At 63.3% G+C, this 17,932-nt stretch carries 16 protein-coding genes; 10 read left to right on the forward strand and 6 right to left on the reverse strand.

Going from position 1 to position 17,932, the window contains the following annotated elements; genetic code table 11:
* The first annotated feature begins 167 nt into the window (after positions 1–167).
* From YY7_RS0107405 to YY7_RS0107415, 3 genes are all read left to right on the forward strand, one after another.
* Positions 168–1,892, forward strand: a complete 1,725-nt coding sequence (locus tag YY7_RS0107405; RefSeq protein WP_028162688.1) for an ATP-dependent Clp protease adaptor ClpS — start codon at positions 168–170, stop codon at positions 1,890–1,892.
* A gap of 123 nt (positions 1,893–2,015) precedes the next feature.
* Positions 2,016–2,582, forward strand: a complete 567-nt coding sequence (locus YY7_RS0107410) for an alpha-ketoglutarate-dependent dioxygenase AlkB (protein ID WP_028162689.1) — start codon at positions 2,016–2,018, stop codon at positions 2,580–2,582.
* Positions 2,583–2,762: 180 nt separating this feature from the next.
* A complete protein-coding gene (locus tag YY7_RS0107415) occupies positions 2,763–4,019 on the forward strand; it encodes a DUF763 domain-containing protein (protein WP_028162690.1) in 1,257 nt (418 codons plus the stop codon).
* A 12-nt stretch (positions 4,020–4,031) separates the two neighbouring features.
* Here the strand turns inward: YY7_RS0107415 and YY7_RS0107420 are convergent, their stop codons facing one another.
* From YY7_RS0107420 to YY7_RS0107430, 3 genes are all read right to left on the reverse strand, one after another.
* Positions 4,032–5,537: a CHAD domain-containing protein gene (locus YY7_RS0107420; RefSeq protein ID WP_028162691.1), complete on the reverse strand. Its 1,506-nt coding sequence runs from the start codon at positions 5,535–5,537 to the stop codon at positions 4,032–4,034.
* Positions 5,538–5,648: 111 nt separating this feature from the next.
* Positions 5,649–6,185, reverse strand: coding sequence for an AAA family ATPase (locus YY7_RS0107425; RefSeq protein ID WP_028162692.1), 537 nt, complete (start codon positions 6,183–6,185; stop codon positions 5,649–5,651).
* A 202-nt stretch (positions 6,186–6,387) separates the two neighbouring features.
* On the reverse strand, positions 6,388–6,861 hold the full coding sequence (locus YY7_RS0107430; RefSeq protein WP_349642650.1) for an Hsp20/alpha crystallin family protein: 474 nt from the start codon (positions 6,859–6,861) through the stop codon (positions 6,388–6,390).
* Between the two features lie 160 nt (positions 6,862–7,021).
* On the opposite strand from YY7_RS0107430, the gene YY7_RS0107435 reads away from it, so the two are divergent.
* Entirely contained in the window at positions 7,022–8,005 is a 984-nt protein-coding gene (locus YY7_RS0107435) for a zinc-dependent alcohol dehydrogenase family protein (RefSeq protein WP_028162694.1), read from the forward strand.
* Positions 8,002–9,552: an AAA family ATPase gene (locus tag YY7_RS50960; RefSeq protein ID WP_035689496.1), complete on the forward strand. Its 1,551-nt coding sequence runs from the start codon at positions 8,002–8,004 to the stop codon at positions 9,550–9,552. Before YY7_RS0107435 ends, YY7_RS50960 begins: the two co-directional genes overlap by 4 nt.
* Before the next feature lie 195 nt (positions 9,553–9,747).
* On the opposite strand, the gene YY7_RS0107445 is transcribed toward YY7_RS50960, so the two are convergent.
* Positions 9,748–11,565, reverse strand: coding sequence for a PHA/PHB synthase family protein (locus YY7_RS0107445; RefSeq protein WP_245287218.1), 1,818 nt, complete (start codon positions 11,563–11,565; stop codon positions 9,748–9,750).
* A 121-nt stretch (positions 11,566–11,686) separates the two neighbouring features.
* Between YY7_RS0107445 and YY7_RS62990 the strand changes: the two genes are divergently transcribed.
* Positions 11,687–12,091, forward strand: a complete 405-nt coding sequence (locus tag YY7_RS62990; protein WP_028162696.1) for a cation-transporting P-type ATPase — start codon at positions 11,687–11,689, stop codon at positions 12,089–12,091.
* A gap of 269 nt (positions 12,092–12,360) precedes the next feature.
* On the opposite strand, the gene YY7_RS0107455 is transcribed toward YY7_RS62990, so the two are convergent.
* Together YY7_RS0107455 and phbB are read right to left on the reverse strand one after the other, a co-directional pair.
* Positions 12,361–12,753 (reverse strand): hypothetical protein, encoded by a 393-nt coding sequence (locus tag YY7_RS0107455; protein WP_028162697.1) that lies wholly within the window; start codon positions 12,751–12,753, stop codon positions 12,361–12,363.
* A gap of 35 nt (positions 12,754–12,788) precedes the next feature.
* Positions 12,789–13,514 (reverse strand): acetoacetyl-CoA reductase, encoded by a 726-nt coding sequence (phbB, locus tag YY7_RS0107460; protein WP_028162698.1) that lies wholly within the window; start codon positions 13,512–13,514, stop codon positions 12,789–12,791.
* 167 nt (positions 13,515–13,681) lie between these two features.
* Between phbB and YY7_RS0107465 the strand changes: the two genes are divergently transcribed.
* The 4 genes from YY7_RS0107465 (at position 13,682) to YY7_RS50970 (ending at position 17,740) form a co-directional block, all read left to right on the forward strand.
* Positions 13,682–14,518 carry a universal stress protein gene (locus YY7_RS0107465; protein ID WP_028162699.1) on the forward strand — a complete coding sequence of 279 codons (837 nt, stop codon included), beginning with the start codon at positions 13,682–13,684 and terminating at the stop codon, positions 14,516–14,518.
* 79 nt (positions 14,519–14,597) lie between these two features.
* A complete protein-coding gene (locus YY7_RS0107470) occupies positions 14,598–15,320 on the forward strand; it encodes a CBS domain-containing protein (RefSeq protein ID WP_028162700.1) in 723 nt (240 codons plus the stop codon).
* Positions 15,321–15,778: 458 nt separating this feature from the next.
* Entirely contained in the window at positions 15,779–16,315 is a 537-nt protein-coding gene (locus YY7_RS56400; RefSeq protein ID WP_196237232.1) for a hypothetical protein, read from the forward strand.
* Between the two features lie 369 nt (positions 16,316–16,684).
* On the forward strand, positions 16,685–17,740 hold the full coding sequence (locus YY7_RS50970; protein WP_080663617.1) for an AraC family transcriptional regulator: 1,056 nt from the start codon (positions 16,685–16,687) through the stop codon (positions 17,738–17,740).
* The last annotated feature ends 192 nt before the right edge of the window (positions 17,741–17,932 follow it).

Raw genomic sequence — 17,932 nt, forward strand, 5'->3', positions numbered from 1 at the left:
GCGAATCGGTATCGCGGTCTGTGCGCCGTCAATCTGCCGAAGATGTGTCGAATCGTCTTCCAGCGAAGTGCTCGAAGATTTCCTGCCTGGCCCGCTTGACGAACGGCACGTTTCATGATGTTCTTTTTTTGTTCTTTCGATCTTAAGTTGCGTTAAAGAGGTATTTCATGGACGACGGGTATACCGGCGCCGAATCGTTTCAGTTTACCTTCCACAATGATGATACGCCTCGAGAGTTCGTCAGAGAGCTCTTGCGCGCCGTGTTCGGCAAGTCGGAGCGGGAGGCGATCCTGTTCGCGGCGGAGATCGACCAGCAGGGCAGCGCGACCTGTGGCCCCTATCCGTCTCGGGTCGCCGCGGCCTTATGGAAAACCGCGCAACAACGCATCAACGCGGCCGGGCATGGTCTTCAGATCACCAGCGAAGCGGTAAGGACCAGCGGCCCCTGCGATTTGTGCGGCGCGCCGCCGCCGGTGCAGGAGGTGCAGCTCGACGACAAGATCGCCTGCCTCTGCAGCGACTGCCTGCTCGCGGCAAGGGATGCATCCGAAAAATTGCAGGGCGACGAGTTCAGATACACATACGTCGCGATCGATTGGCATTTTGCCGGCATTCCACGCAATCAGCTCGTGACGCGGGCGCGCGGCTTTCCGGGTCACATGCGTGCGGACGTTCAGGTCGCGCTGGATCGATTGCTCTCTTCACCGATCCACTTCTTCGGCGTTCACGAAGAATATCGCTACGAGACGCTGACCTTTGCGGGATTGATGAACGACGGGCGCAATGCGCCAGTGATCGCTCCCCCGCAGTACTATGACGTCGATGTCGGCGAGCCGGCAGCGGTAAAGTGTCTCAACAACGGATTGTGGCTGTGCCGCGCCGGCGAACTTCGCTACGCGGTGCTGCTGTCCATTTATCGCGAATCCCGCAACGAGGACGCGATCCGGATCGAGATCGCGGTGCCGACCGGCGCAGCCGGCGACACCTTCGTTCAGCGCTGTTTTTCGGAGCTCGAGCAAGCGGTGCAGGCAGCGCGCTCCTATCGCGGCAAGGTTCTTTCGCTCGACGGCGGAGCTGAATATCGCGGACGTTCAAGGGGCATAACGGTGCACCGGCTGCCGCCCGTCGATCGCGAGGCCGTTATCCTGCCTGAACCGACCCTAAGACTGCTTGAACGCAACGTGCTGAACTTTGTCGGCAGCCGCGACGCGCTGCGCCGGCTTGGCCAGTCGACGCGCAAGGGCATCCTGCTCTATGGGCCGCCGGGCACTGGCAAGACTCACACCATCCGCTATCTCGCCACCAATCTGCCGGGACATACGACGCTGATCATCACCGCCGAACAGATCGGGCTGCTCGAAGCTTACATGAATCTGGCGCGACTGCTGCAGCCGACGATGGTCGTGATCGAGGACGTGGACCTGATCGCCGTCGACCGCGAGTTGATGGGTCCGTGCGAGGAATCGCTGCTCAACAAGCTGCTGAACGAGATGGACGGATTGAAGGAGGATGCCGACATCCTGTTCGTGCTCACCACCAACCGTCCCGAAGAGCTTGAAAGCGCGCTGGCCGGCCGGCCCGGCCGCATCGACCAGGCGATCGAGGTGCCGCTGCCGGATGCGATCGGCCGCGGCAAGCTGGTGCGGCTCTACGGCAGGAGCCTGCCGCTCGAGGACAGCATCGTCGACGAGGGGGTGCGGCGCACCGACGGCGTCAGCGCCGCCTTCATCAAGGAGCTGATGCGACGCCTCGCGCAGGCCAGCATCGCGCGCGACGGTGGCAAGTCGGTAATATCAGCCGACATCGACGAGGCGCTCGACGACATGCTGTTCGCCGGCGGCCGGCTCAATGTGAAATTGCTCGGCGGCGCGCAGGAGATGGCCGCGGAGTGACGCGCCCTGGGTGGAGGGCCGTCGCGCGGACTCCGGTTGGAGCGACGGCGGCGGGCCCCTTCTTTCGGCGCCGCTCCACCCTATATCAGGGCTGCCCCTCGCACGCTCAGAAGGACCGCCGGCTTGACCGAGCAGCTCGCCTTATTTGCCGACAATTCCTCCGCGCCGGAGGGATTGCGCTATGCCGCCGATTTCATTTCGTCCGAGGTCGAGCGGGAACTGATCGCGCGCATCGCGGCGCTGCCGCTGCAGCCGTTCCAGTTCGGCCAATATCAGGGCAAGCGGCGCGTGGCTTCGTTCGGCTTCCGCTATGATTATACGGAGCGACGGCTGCGTGAGGCCGATTTCATCCCGGACTGGCTCAGCCCCGTGATCGAGCGGGTCGAGGCCTTCGGCGGACCAGGCACCGAGATCGCGCAGGTGCTCTGCACCGAATACGACACCGGCGTCGGCATCGGCTGGCATCGCGACAAACCACATTACGACCGGGTCTTCGGCCTGTCGCTGGGATCGCCATGCAAGTTCCGCTTCCGCCGCCCAGCCGGTGACAAGTGGGAACGCTTCACCTTGGAGGCGCAGCCCCGATCGATCTACCTGCTCTCGGGTGAGGCAAGGCAAGTCTGGGAGCACAGCATTCCAGCCGTCGAGGCGCCGCGCTATTCCATTACGTTCCGCACCATGCGGGACTAGTCGCGAGGGACGCTTCGATCACCTCTCCCACAGGGAGAGGTCGGCGCGCAGCGCCGGGTGAGGGGTTCCGGTCCCGCGATAGAGCAGATCCCCTCACCCGCGCCTTCGGCGCGACCTCTCCCTATGGGAGAGGTGAAGCAAGAACTGCTACACTCCACCTGATTCAGCACCAGGAGCCTCATGGCACGACGAACCGGTAGCGCCGATCTTCCGCTCCATAACGGGCGCGTGCCCGCGTGGCTCGGCCAGCGCATGTCGGCGCTCGGCGCGATCATCACGCAGGCGATCGTCCACCATTACGGGCGCGAGGAGTTCCTGCAGCGGCTCGCCCATCCGTTCTGGTTCCAATCCTTCGGCGCGGTCATGGGGATGGACTGGCATTCCTCTGGAATCACCACCTCGGTGATCGGCGCATTAAAGCGCGGGCTCGCGCCGCTGCAAGACGAGCTTGGCATCTATGTCTGCGGCGGCCGCGGCAGCAACTCGCGCCGCACGCCGGACGAATTGACCGCGCTCGGCGAACGCACCGGCTTCGATAGCGTGGCGCTGACGCGTGCCAGCCGGCTGGTGGCCAAGGTCGACAGCGCCGCCGTCCAGGACGGCTTCGAGCTTTATTTGCACGGGTTCTTCGTCACCGAGGACGGCAAGTGGACCGTGGTGCAGCAGGGCATGAACGGCGATAAGCGGCAGGCGCGCCGCTATCATTGGCATTCCGAAACTCTGAAGAGCTTCGTCGACGAGCCGCACAGCGCCATCGATGGTCCCGCGCAGGGCGAGATCATCAACCTGACCGACCATCGCGCCGAACGCTCGCGCTCGGCGCAGCTCGATCTGCTCGGCGCGCTCGGGCCCGACGGCATCGCGCGCGAATATGCCGCGCTGTCGAAACAGCCCGATGCGCAGCCGGAGCTGCCGCATTTGATCATGTCCGCGCATCATGACGTCCGCGCCAGCGACGTGTTCACGCGCCGCCTGCACGGCACGCTGGCGGCGGCCGCCGAATGCGGCCCGCGCGATTTTCCGGAATTGCTGCTGACGCCGGGCGTCGGCGCGCGCACCGTGCAGTCGCTCGCGATGGTCGCCGAGGTCGTCCACGGCGCACCCTACCGGTTCAAGGATCCCGCGCGGTTTTCGCTCGCCCATGGCGGCAAGGACCGCCATCCCTATCCGGTGCCGATCAAGGTCTATGACGAGACCATCCGCGTGCTGAAATCCGCCGTGCAGCAGGCGAGCCTTGGCCGCGACGAAGAGATGCAGGCATTCAAGCGCCTCGACAGTCAGGCGCGCCTCTTGGAGCGAACCGCAACCGGCCCATCGTTCGATGCGTTCGTCGCGCAAGAGCGCAACCGATCGCCCGCGCTCGGCGGCCGCTCGGTGTTCGGATGGGAAGCGGAGATCGCCGGCAGCAAACGCGCGACGCCGGGCAAATCGAAGTAGACGCAGTCGGTTTCACACCACTTGCAGCCGATGTGCCTCCTTGAGCGCTGTCTTCATCAGCGGCCTGACCGCCTTGTCCTCCCGGCCAACCACGACGCCGGCCGCGAGCGCGCGGGCCCGCCTGTTCTCGCGCGGCGCCTGCAGCGCTGCCGCCAGCGCCATCTTCCGATGTGCAACAAAGTCGTTCAGCGCGCCGAGCGCATCCTGGATCTTCTTGAGATGGCTGGACAGGCGCTTGAGCCTCTTTCGCTCGCGCTTGGCCGGAAAAAGCGACTCAAAAAAGTCCACCGCATACCTGATCTTCTTGATCCTGATCCGGAGCTTGTGCCGCGCGCGCGGCTGCAGGCGGTCAAGGTGCCGGCCTTGCTTGCGCGCCTTCCTGGTGCGACGGTGCAAGACGTCGGCCGCAAATTTTTCGATCGGAACATGCATATGTTCGTTCGCCGAAGCCGGCTTCGACTCGACCCACTCCAGCGTGTCGACCAGCAGCCTACGGAACCGTTCCGAGTTCACCGCCCTCTTCGCGCGCGCAAGGGCATCGGCGCGCTTCTCGTCGAACTCGTCCTTGATGGCCCTGCCGCCGCGGCTCAGCGCGCGGTCATGCGTGACCGGCTCGACCTGCTCCTTGATGAAAACATCGATTTCTCGCGCTGGCGCGAGCTCAGCCGTGAGCCACTTCAGTTCGCGCTTGACGGCTGCCGTTCCAGCACCAGGCAGCACCTTCGAAAACAGCGAGATTGCCGCGCGGAGCCTGCGCAGCCCGACCCGCATCTGGTGAACGCCTTCCGCATCAAGATTGCGGACCGCATCCGCATTTCCGGAGAAATGACGAACCGTCGCGCGGGAGATGACCTGGAACGCCTCGCCCGCCGTCATGTCGGCGGAGAGTTCGATCGGCTCAGCGGAAACGACCTGTTCCTCCCTGCCCTGCGCGAGGCCATAGCCGCGGTCCGATTTTGACCGCAGGTCGAGCTCGGCTCCCGACCGTCGCTCGATCGCTCTGGCAACACGGAACAGGTCGGCAAGCCGGCCGCTCTTCAGCTCGAGTTCGAGTTCCTCGATGGGGCTCGCACGATGGCCGGCAATGATCTTCCCTCGATCGATGGCGAGTTCGATCTCGCTCCTCCTGGTGCGGACGGGAACGGTGGTGCGATGAACCGCCGTCTTGAATACGGGCTTCAGCTTGCGGCGCAGCTTTCCGTTGGCGAGCGGCTCGAGCGGCGTGTCGTCGACCTCACGAAGGTCCGGCGCGTCGTCCTTGATCTCCGCTTCCCATTCGCCTCGGCCAAACTGCGCGCCGTTCGCCGACTTGATCGTCTGGATGTTCGTGCTGCCGTTTTGCCGCACCCGAAGCGTCAGACCGCGGCTCTTCAGCTTGTGCTTCCCGGTATCGAAATAGGTCGAGACAAGATCGCTGTCCGATCGCTCACCCATTTTTCCACCGGGAATGCGCCAGCCGGCGAGAGATTTGAGGTCGCGCGCGCCGACGCGGAATTTCAGTTCCGTCTCGACAGCCATGCTTGCTCCGTACTGCTGTTGGATGCGGACTGCGCAAGTCCCAGCGCTACAACGCCGAGAACGGTGAAGAGTGCCGTGGCCCGGCAATCATCGTTCCAGCACAGCACCCCATCATCCAGGCAATCGGAACGCTCCGCTCTGCACCGCCCTGCTCACCTCGCGCGCTGTCAGTTCCGGGTTATATCCGTCGGTTTGGAGTACATGCCGTTCGAGATCTCCCAACGAGCAGAATTGCTGATGCATCACCGTGATCTGTTCCGCATCGGTCAGTGTATCGCCTCCGCGTGCGCGACAGCGTTGGATGGCAATCTCGAGCGGGGGCCTGAGAACGATGTAGTGCAGAGCGACCCTGAGTGAGTGGAAGTGCCCCAGAAACCACGGCCCGACAATGCCATCCAGGAGAACAAAATAGCCGCTTCTGGCGTATCCCTCCGCCACGTTTGCGAGGATACGAACCACACTCCGATTCTGCTCGTGCGCCTCCGGCAGATAGGGCGGAATCGCACCGTGCTTGATGAAATGCCAGAAATCGTCGGCGTGAAGATGCACCTTGGCCATACCCGGCTCGTGGGCAAGGATTTTTGCCGTGGTTGTCTTTCCCGATCCTGGCGGACCGGTAAGGATAAGAACTTCGCCTGTACCATCGATCATCGCACTGCAGCATATAGCGCAACGTTCAGCGATTCCAGCGACTCGTCATTCCGGGGCGCGCAACGCGCGCGCCCGCAATCCATTATGCCGCGTGCGCAAGTGGTGAAATGGATTCCTGGTTCGAAGCTGCGCATCGCCCCGGAATGACGGAGCCGGTTTGACGACGTCTAGCCCGCCTCTGTCGCCCCTACCTTCCGCATCACGACGTCGTCTTGATCTCGATCTGCTTGCTCTGCCTCGGCTCGGGCTTGCGCACGGTCACCTTAAAGACGCCCTTGGAGATCTCGGCGGAGATATCTTCCGCTTTCACACCCGCCGGCAATTCGCCGGAGCGTGCGAACGAGCCGAAGCTGCGCTCGACCAGGTGGTAATCCTTGCTCTTCTCCTCGCGCTCGTTCTTCTTTTCGCCGCGAATGGTGAGAAGGTTGTCGGTGAGATTGAGCTCGACGTCCTTCTGCTCGAGACCGGGAAGTTCCGCCGTGATCTCGATCGCCTTGTCGGTCTCGCTGACATCCATGCTCGGCAGGCTTCTGCCGGCCGCGGCAAAGGCCGGGAAGTTGCGGGAAAGGCCTTCGAACAGGTGATCGATTTCCTGCTGCAGGAACGCGAATGGATTGGCTTCGCGACGGGCAACATTGCGATCAGTGGTCACAGGCACCATAGGCTTGATCATGATTGCCTCCTATGTAAGCCGAACTGGTGTCGGAACTTTACGGCCTGGCCGAAGGACGGCGTTGAGCGAAATCAAGCAAGACCCGGCACATGCGCGGCAGACTGGAACTAACGCGCACAGGTGAGCACGTTTCCCTTGTGGCCACAGAGAGGGATTTTTGATGTACGCCATGCTTCTTCAAGCACCCAACAGGCCGCTCGTGCGTGAGCAGCGTCCCGATCCGTTGCCCGGACCGGGCGAGGTGCGCATCAAAGTTTCCGCCTGCGGCGTCTGCCGCACCGACCTGCATGTCGTCGACGGCGAGTTGCCTGACATCCGTTATCCCATCATTCCCGGTCACGAGGTCGTCGGCCGGGTCGATCTGCTCGGCGAAGGCGTTGACGGCCTCGCGCCAGGTGCGCGCGTCGGCGTGCCCTGGCTCGGCTTCACCTGTGGCACCTGCCCTTATTGCCGCGAGGGCAAGGAGAATCTCTGCGATTATCCGCGCTTCACCGGCTACACGCGCGATGGCGGGTTTGCGAGCCACCTCATCGCCGATGCGCGCTATTGCTTTCCGCTCGGCGAGGACGGCGACGATGTCGCGCTGGCGCCGCTGCTCTGCGCCGGCCTGATCGGCTGGCGCTCGCTGCTGATGGCCGGCGACGGCAAGCGCCTCGGCATCTACGGCTTCGGCGCGGCGGGCCACATCATCGCTCAGGTCGCGCGCTGGCAAGGCCGCGAGATCTTCGCCTTCACGCGCGACGGCGATACGGAGGCGCAACAACTCGCTCTGTCGCTTGGCGCCGATTGGGCGGGCGCTTCCGGCGACAGGCCGCCGGCCGAACTCGACGCCGCCATCATCTATGCGCCAGTTGGCGCCTTGGTGCCGCAGGCGTTGCGTGCGTTACGCAAAGGCGGCCGCGTGGTCTGCGCCGGCATCCACATGTCGGACATTCCATCCTTTCCGTATGATATTCTCTGGGAGGAGCGGCAGATCGTCACGGTCGCCAATCTGACACGCCAGGATGGCAGGGATTTTCTGAAAGTGGCGCGCGAGGCTGGCATCGAGACGACGACGACCAGCTTTCCGCTGGATCAGGCCAACGCGGCGCTGGAGCGCTTGCGCAGCGGCAATCTGATCGGCGCGGCGGTGCTGCAGCCATGACGCCACCGCCCCCGCGTCAAGGCGCTGATGACCAGGACCGCGTACTGGATTTTCTCGGCAAGCCGTCCGGCGGGCATGATACCCGTCGCGTCGACACACACGGCTCGATCGTGTTCCTGAAGCCCGACCGCGTCTACAAGGTCAAGCGTGCGGTGCGGCTGCCCTATCTGGATTACTCCTCGCTCGACAAACGCAAGCACGCCTGCGAGGAGGAGATCGCCATCAATCGGCGTTTCGCGCCGGAAATCTATCGCGGCGTGGTGCCGATCACCGAAGGCGAAGCTGGCCCCGAAATCGGCGGCAAGGGAGACGTCATCGAGTGGGCGGTCGAGATGGCCCGGTTCGACGAGAACCAGACGTTCGACCATCTGGCGGTTCGAGGCGAGATCACGCCAAAATTAGCCGAGCCGCTGGCCGAGGCGATCGCCGCGTCCCACGACAGCGCACCGGTTTCGGATGGCGAGACCTGGCTCGCCTCGCTCCCCGGCATCATCGAGCGCAACACGACAGCGTTTCGCAGCCATCCCGCACTTGCAAGCGCCGAGGTCGAGCGCCTGCATCTGCTGAGCTGCGATCTGCTCACCAAGAACAAGGTGCTTCTCAAGCAGCGCGCCGCCGCTCGTAGGGTGCGCCGATGCCATGGCGACGCGCATCTCGGCAACATCGTGATGATCGATGGCAAGCCGCGCCTGTTCGATGCGATCGAATTCGACCCCGTCATCGCCACCACGGATGTGCTCTACGACCTGGCCTTTCCGCTGATGGACCTCTTGCATTTCGGCAACCGTGCTGCCGCGAACCGGCTGTTGAACTCCTATCTGCAAGCCACGTGGCAGCAGAACGCCGGCGCGCTTGCCTTGCTGCCGCTGTTCCTGTCCATCCGCGCGGCAATCAGAGCCAATGTGCTCCTGACCAAGCATGCGCAAGGCGGCGGCGCCGCCGTGCTGTCGGATGCGCAGTCGTATTTCGAACTCGCAGGCGAACTGATCGCGCCGCGAAAGCCGTCGCTGATCGCGGTCGGCGGCCGCTCAGGCACCGGCAAGAGCGTGCTGGCGCGCGCCATTGCCGGAGTGATCCAGCCGGCGCCCGGCGCGGTGCTGCTGCGCTCGGACGTGATCCGCAAGGAGATCTTCGGAGTTGGCCCGATGGTCAAGCTCCCCGAGACGGCGTACGCGCCCGGAACGTCCGAGCGCGTCTATGACGCGATGCTCGATCGCGCGCGAGCTGTGCTGGCGCAGGGATTTTCCGCGCTGGTCGACGCAGCGTTCCTGAAGGAAGACGAGCGAAACCAGCTTCGCCCGCTTGCGGCCTCCTGCGGCGTCGATTTCTTCGGGATATTCCTTGCTGCCGAGACCGCCGTCCGCCTCGCACGCATCGGCGCACGCCGGAATGACGCCTCCGACGCAACCCGGGACGTGGCGCTGTTTCAGGACAGCATCGACACCGGCGTCGTCGATTGGGCGCTCGTGGATGCGTCGGGCACGCCGGAGGAGACATTGGAGCGAAGCATCCCACACCTTCCGCGCGGTGCCGCACCAGTAGATTAAATCGGGGCGATGACGGTCCTTCTCCCTCTCCCCGTTCCTACGGGGAGAGGGTTGGGGTGAGGGGCTCTCTCCGCGAAGACGGTGAGTGATGCATTCGCGGAGACTCCCCCTCACCCGAAATTCAAGCAAGCTTGAATTTCGACCTCCCCGCAAGCGGGGCGAGGTGACGCGGGGCCCGCATCGTGGACGAAAGCGCTAGTGCTGCAGCACGTATCGGCCGGGCGCATCCTCCAGCGCGGTGGCGTCCTTGCCGGCGCCGCCCATGGGTGGCGGCGCAACCGGTTCGCCGGAATGGGCATTCAGGAACGCGACCCATTCGTGCCACCAGGAGCCTTCGCGCTTTGGCGCCACCTTCAGCCATTCATCCGGCCCGATATAGAGCCCTTCCTTCAGCTTGGTCAGGACCTGGTAGGAATGCCACGGCTCGTTGGGAGCTGCGACGACGCCGGCATTGTGTCCGCCGTTCGTGAGCACGAACGTCGTATCGGCATCGGCGAGGAAATGGATCTTGAAGGTCGATTTCCAGGGAGCGACGTGATCGCGAAGCGTACCGACGACGAACATCGGCGCATGCAGGTCGGACAGCGAGATCGACTTGCCATCGGCGCGATAACGCCCTTCGGCAAGGTCGTTGTCGAGGAAGAGCTGGCGGAGATATTCCGAATGCATCCGATAGGGCATGCGTGTTGCATCCGCATTCCATGCCATCAGGTCGCTGAGCGGCTGCCGCTCTCCGATCAGGTAGTCGCGGATCATCCGTGACCAGATCAGGTCGTTGGAACGCAGCATCTGAAAGGCGCCTGCCATCTGCGTGGTCTCGAGCACGCCGCGCTGCCACATCATATCCTCGAGGAACGAGACCTGGCTTTCGTTGATGAAGAGCGTGAGTTCGCCGGCCTCGGTGAAGTCGGTCTGCGCGGCCAGCAGCGTCACGGTGCCCAGGCAGTCCGGCTTCTCCTTGCTCAGCCGCGCCGCCGCGATCGACAATAGCGTACCGCCGAGGCAATAGCCGGTGGCGTGAATGGGCTGGCCGGGGACGATCCGGTTGATGACCTCGATCGCGGCATCGACGCCGAGCCGGCGATAGTCCTCGAGACTGATGTTGCGGTCCTCGGGCATCGGGTTGCGCCAGGATATCATGAACACGGTAAAGCCGTTCTCGACCAGGAAACGCACCAGCGAATTGTGCGGCGACAGATCGAGGATGTAATATTTCATGATCCAGGCCGGCACGATCAGGATCGGTTCGGGCCGGACGTGCGACGTGGTCGGCGAATACTGGATCAGCTCGATCAATTCGTTGCGGTAGACCACCTTGCCCTTGGTGACAGCGACGTTCTGTCCAACGACGAACCTATGTTCCGGCCCGTGACCGGTCACCAGCGCCTTCCAATCCTCCAGCCAATTGTGCAGGCCGCCGACGAAATTGCCGCCGCCGGTCTCCATGATCTTGCGCAGCACTTCGGGATTGGTCAGCGCGAAATTCGTCGGCGCCAGCACGTCCAGCCACTGCCGGATCGCGAAATCCGCAATCGCCGCATCCTGCCGCGCCACGCCATGGACATCGGTGGTGGCCGATTGCCACCACTGCTCGGTCAGCAGGAACGCCTGCGCCAGCATGTTAAAGGCCGGCAATTCCCAGTCCGGCTCGGAAAACCGCCGGTCGGTCGGCGCCGGCGCGATCAGGCCCCAGGTGCGATAGACCGGATGCGGGCTCGCGAGTGTCTCGAAAAACTGCATCGCGTCGCGGATCGCATCCCGTGCAAGCGTCAACTGCTTGCCCGGCGAGATCGCCAAATGGAGCTGCCAGTCGAGCAGCGCCAGCGTAAGCGCGGCGGGAGACAGGCCACCAGTCCAGCGGGCGATCATGGCATGGGCGAGGTGATCGATCACGTCGAACGCCGATACCGGCTCGGACGGTGCTGGTACCGCGGGGACCGCCGCGCCGACTTGCAACGGCGGCTTGACCGGCTCGAATGGAATGACTTTGGAATCCATGGCCTGGCTTGTCATACCAACCTCCATTGACTCCATTTACGCTAGTGCCGCCAGCGACGGTTTGAGCTGCGTCAAACTGGTTTGCCACGGCCTCCCGCATGGATCGGGCGGTCCGAACCGCATGCAGCGAGCGCCCATGGGTATCGGCATGAGCGGCGACATCGGCAGTTTCGTCATCATCGTGCTCGTGATCGGCATGTCCTTAACGCTCGACATCGTCCAGGAGCACCGCGCCGAACTGACCGCCGAAGCGTTGCGGCAGTCGGTGGCGATCCAGGCCGACGTCGTGCGCGACGGGGCTATCGTCTCCCTTCCGGTCAGCGAACTGGTGCCGGGCGACGTCGTTCACCTCCGCACCGGAGACCTCGTGCCCGCGGACGAGATCGTGCTGGACGTGCACGAACTGCAGGTCAACGAGGCCTTGATGACGGGCGAGCCGTTTCCGGCGAGCAAGACCACCGCGCCATGCGCGGCACCCTGCCCGCTGAAGCAAGCAACGCGCTCTTTGCCGGGACCAGCGTGGTCAGCGGCAACGCCGTGATGCTGATCGTCGAAACCGGCCATCGAACGCGCTTCGGCATGATCTGCCGAGCTCGCCACCAACGCGCCGCCGACGGCGCTCGACGGGAGCGTGATGAATTGCATCCGCAATGGATGCTGCACTCCCTCTCCCGCTTGCGGGAGAGGGCTGGGGTTGAGGGTGTCTCCGCATTGGGATTCCCTGAGTGGAGAGAGCCCTCACCCGCTGCGCCAAGGCGCAGCGACCTCTCCCGCAAGCGGGAGAGGTGAGGTCCGCAGCGCGCTCCAAATTCAGGCGAAGCCGAAAAATTCCTTGCCGCGGGCGATGATCTCCTTGTCGGTCGGGTGATCACTCGCCTCGACGCGAAGGATGATGTTCGGGTAGGTGTCCTGCAGATGATGCAGCAGCTCGGTCTTCTCGTTCCCCGGCCCCATGAGCAGGACGTCGGTGCAATTCTGCAGCACCTGCCCCACGCTGACCAGGAAAGCGGGATCACTCTCGACCTTGCCTGAGCCGATGCTGTTGGCCTTGTGGTGAAGATGGGTCGAGGACAGATGCGCCGGCACCACGATGGAATCCACGCCCGTGAGGCCCATCGAAAAGATCTTTGCGGTGAGATGATCGATCCAAACGACCGCATGCGCATGCGTCGCGGTCGTAGTTCGTGTCGCAGAGCTGGACATTGCTTCTCCTTGCGTCAGTGATGGTGTTCGATGGCTCAGCTCATATATTGGCCGCCATTAATCGACAGCGTCGAGCCGGTGATGAAGCCGGCCTCGTCGGCGGCGAGAAAGACGACGGCGCGCGCGATCTCCTCGGGCCGACCGAGCCTGCCGACCGGAATCTGCGGCAGGATCACATCCTTTATGACCTCCGGCGAGACGGCATCCAGCATCTCGGTGTGGGTATAGCCGGGACAGATCGCGTTGACGGTGATGCCGACCTTCGCGCTCTCGAGCGCAAGCGCCCGCGTGAAGCCAAGCTCGCCGGCCTTCGCGGCCGAATAATTGGTCTGTCCGAACTGGCCCTTCTGGCCGTTGATCGAGGCGATGTTGACGATGCGGCCGAACTTGCGCGACCGCATGCCCTCGATCACGGATCGGCACATGTTGAACAAGGCGTTGAGGTCGGTATTGATCACCGCGTCCCATTGCGCCTTCGTCATCTTGTGCAGGCTGCTGTCGCGCACGATACCGGCATTGTTGACGAGAATGTCGATCGGACCGAGCGCGGCTTCCACCCGCTTCACGCCGGCGCCGCAGGCGGCGAAATCCCCGACGTCCCATTGAAGCACCGGTATAGCTGTTTCAGCGTGAAACGCCTCGGCCGCCTTGGTATTGCCGGCATAGGTCGCCGCCACGCGGTAACCTTCCGATTGAAGCGCCCGGGCGATCGCGGCGCCGATGCCCCGAACGCCGCCCGTAACCAACGCAACGCGTCCCATGTCGATCCTCCCTTGCCTCTGCAACCTGGCCGTGAACCAATAAAGAAAGGAGGCCAAACGCCCTTTGATGTGGGTCAACAAGGGGAGGAAACTGCGCTGACATAGTGAGTTCGCCAACGACGGGAAGCGCCCGCAGGCGGCTTTCGTCCGTCATCAGGGAGAGATTCATGTACAAGAACATTCTGGTGCTGGTGCCCACGGAATTGTCGACGCGTCCGGTCGCCGATGGCTCGATATCGCTCGCGGCCACGTCCAAAGCCGAACTTGAAGCGCTGGCGATAGGCTACGAGGCAAGCAGCATACCGATGACGGCGGAAGGCGGCGCCGCGGTCGGCTCGATCTATGAGATAGAGCGTCAGCGCGCGTTCGAGCGCGCTGACGGCGCGTTGCGCATGTTCGAGGCGCAGGCCAGGAATGCAGGCATCACCTACCGCTGTCGCGCCCTCAGCGCGCTTCCGGGCGAGGCCGTCGAGATCGTCGGCGCGGCCGCGCGGCTGCACGACCTGACGATCGTGTCGCAGCCCGAAGTCGATCGCGACACCTTCGACAACAACCTCGCCCAGCAAACCCTATTCGAGGCCGGCGGCCCGGTGCTGTTCATGCCTTACACATTCAAGGGCGCGTTCACGGCAAAGCGGATCGGCATCTGCTGGGATGGCAGCCGCGTTGCGGCGCGCGCCTTGCATGACGCCATGCCGTTCCTGAAGGCGGCAGAGACGCTGACGGTCATCACCGTCAACGAAGACGACAACGTGCCGAGCGAGGCGTCGCCGACCCATCTCGCGCGGTACCTGGCGCATGTCGGCGTCGCGGTCCATCTGACCTCGCTCAGGATGGACGATTCCGAAATCCAGCCGGGCATCCTGTCGCTCGCGGCCGACGAGTCGCTCGATCTCCTGGTGATGGGCGGCTACGGGCATTCGCGCCTCAAGGAAACCGTGCTCGGCGGGGTCACGCGCGACATGCTGCGCTCGATGACTGTGCCGACGCTGATGTCGCATTAGATTCTTTGTTTGACGCGTTTTCTTTACGCGAACCGGTATCCACTTCGCTTGAAAACGCTCTGGATTCGAGACACATGCCATGCGCGCCCACCAGATCATGACCAGGGACGTCATCACCGTCAGCCCTCATGCATCCATCATGGATGCCGCCAACATCATGCTGCGCTGTCACCTGAGCGGCCTGCCGGTGATGGGCGAAGACGGCATGCTCAAGGGCATCGTCTCCGAGAGCGACTTCCTTTGCCGCGGCGAGATCGGCACCGGCCGCCGGCGCCCGGGCTGGCTGCATTTCTTCGCCGGGCCCGGCCGCGCGGCGATCGATTTCGTGCATGAACGCGGGCGTCACGTCGAAGACGTCATGACGCCGGATCCGATCACGGTGGACGAGCAGACGCCCTTGGACGAGCTCGTGCGCATCATGGAAAAGAGGCGCGTGAAGCGCCTGCCGGTGATGAGCGGCAAGATGCTCGTCGGCATCATCACGCGCGCCAACATCCTTCAGGCGGTCGCGAGCCTTGCCAAGGAAATCCCCGAGCCGACCGCTGACGACCAACATATCCGCGATCGTATCCTGCGTCAGATCCAGGGCACAGACTGGCGGCCCGCCGGCTTCCAGGTCACCGTGCGCAACGGCGTCGCTCATCTCCATGGTGTCATCTTCGACGACAGCACGCGCAAGGCGGCCATCGTTCTCGCCGAGAACACCGCCGGCGTTAAAACGGTCCACGATCACCTTTGCTTCGTGGATACTTATTCGGGGTACTATGTGGAGCCGCCGGAAGACGTCAGTGCGGCGAGGTGAACCGCCCCCGGGAGCGCTGCCGATTCCGTGATATCTAACTACGCCTCGTGAAGCGATCTTTCGAAAGCGGCCGATCTCTTTCGGAAATGCACGCAACGGGGGCGCTGCAGGATCGATCGTCTGGGATCGACAGCAAGCGCATGTCGAAAAAGTACGGCCGACATTCCGGATCGAACGAAAAGTTCTTGCGCATTCTGGCGAAGCCTTATCGGCTGACGTACCCTTCGTGTAGATATGGGTGCGGCTTCGATACAATCGCCGCACGGAAATTCGTTCAGGATCGGACTATCGCCATGCTCAACGATGGGCGAGCATTTGACCGCGAGACAACAACAACGGCCGGCAGCTCGAACATCTCGTCGGAGCGAGCGCTGGGTATCGCGTATATATGGCGCTTTGCGCCGCGTTGGCATCAACGCACAAGGCGCATCGTCACGGGAATAGCCGGGCTCGCCGCGGTGGGCACCGTATTGGGCGGCCTGACCGGCTATTGGACGACCTACAAGGCGCTCAATGACTGGATCAGCCGCAGGCAAGTGGTGATGCCGGCGCCGCGCCTCTCCATTGCCGTGCTGCCCTTCGAGAATCTCAGCGGCGATCCGGCGCAGGATTATTTCGGCGACGCCGTCGTCGAGAACCTGACGACGGACTTATCCGTCAACATCCCGGCTCTTGTCGTCATCACCGGCGGCTCGGCACTGACAGACAGAAACCAGAGGATCGATCCCAAACGGATCGGTCAGGAGCTGAATGTCCGCTACCTGCTGCTCGGTTCGGTGCTTCGCTCCGCCGAGCAGCTTCGCATCAATGCGCGGCTGGTCGACGCCGAAAACGGCGAGCAGTTGTGGGCGGATCGCGTCGACGGAAGCGCGGCCGATTTATTGAAGTTGCAGGATCAGGTCACATCCCGCATTTCCAGCTCGCTTCAATTCACCTTGCCGATCGCCTGGATGCGCAAGACGCAGATGACGACGACCACGCTATTGTCGATGTGACGCCAAGCGACGGCATCGCAAGGGATGCCTGACAATCCCTACAATATGGTCGGATATTTTTTCTTCAGAAGCGAAGCAAATTTTCTGGCGGCCCAGGCAGATAACCCGAAAGCTATACGAAGGTATAGAACGGGCATACTAACGACTTCCCTCACGGCTTTATCCGCGGCCAACTCTCTCAGAACTAAAGCAAATTCGCCTCGACGCGGAGGCGAGCACGTTGCCGCCATTTGCAATATCTAACACCCGCTAAGCATCTATAACGGGCATCATAGCGCGAAGGGCATATGCTCTTCAGAATTGCAACTGTTGCATTCGCAGAGTTCCTCGGTCGCAGGCGATGCCGACCGAAACTAGAAAGGATGAGCGATGCTTACGCAGGCTATCAACGAGAGGCTGAGCCGCCCTCACGTCAGCCTCCCGGTCGGCTCGGAATCGCACCACGTCCATCCTGATGCCGAAGGGCTCCGCCAGGAGCACAAGTGGCGCGACCTGAAACAGGATGATGCGGCTGCGATCGGGGAGATCGCGATTTCGCGCTGGGCGGGTTCGCAAACCGGCTCCCGATACGAGGAGGCGGCAACGCCGCCCGGTCGATATGTGGTGGCGATCGCCCTGAAGAGCACGCGCCTCACCCTGACACGGGGGCGGCAGATCATTTTCGACGGGGTCATGCCGGCGGGCACGCTGCACGTCACGGCGCCTTCGACCCAGCTTGGTGCGCAGTTTCACGCCCCCTACGACTTCCTGCACTTCCATGTCTCGGCCGACTATCTTCACGGGCACCGCGCCGCGGCCGAGCCCTGTGCGACCGGCGAGGATCTCGGCGACCTCATCCTGCTGCGGGACTCCTTTGCCGAGCAGCTCGGCAGGGCGCTGATCGAGCGCGGCAATGCCAGGGACCCGGCTTTCACCCGCTGCATTGGTCAAACGCTGGCCATGCATATCGCCCGACTCGAGACGCCGCGGAGCAAGGTCAACGCGCTGCCGAAATGGCGGCTCAGGCGGGTCGAAGAGTACGTCAACGCAAACTATCATCGCAGCGTCAGTCTTGCCGATCTGGCCAAGGCCGCCGGCCTGTCCCGCATGCATTTTGCGGCCCAGTTCCGGGCGGCGACAGGCTTTCGTCCGCGCGAATATCTGCTGCATCGGCGCGTCGAGCGCGCGAAATCGATCCTCTCCGACGGCGAGACGCCCCTGGCCGAGGTCGCATTGGCAGTGGGCTTTTGCACCCAAGCGCATTTCTCGACTGTCTTCAAGCGCATCACCGGGGAAACGCCGGCGCGCTGGCGAACCGCCAGCCGAAGCGCATCGCCCTCGCCGATCGACCAGAGCGTCCGGACCAAGATCCCGTTCGGCCGGCCACGGGCTCAAGTACGGCACGCGGATCATCTCATTGCCGCCGGCGGTCACGCCTCGCCGTGACAGCACCTGAGGCCGTGTCGCAAATTGCGACACCGGCCGCCCCATAGTCACTTGCAATCATTCGATTGAAAATCGGCATCATCGCCGTGGCAGCTCGCGCGCGCATGCTTTTGCCGCGCGGCGCGATATTATTCCTATTTCGATCTGTCGGACGCAGCGCTGTCGGGTAACACCTTTGGCTATCCTGTAACA

The sequence above is a fragment of the Bradyrhizobium elkanii WSM2783 genome, assembly GCF_000472865.1.
Taxonomy (GTDB): domain Bacteria; phylum Pseudomonadota; class Alphaproteobacteria; order Rhizobiales; family Xanthobacteraceae; genus Bradyrhizobium; species Bradyrhizobium elkanii_A.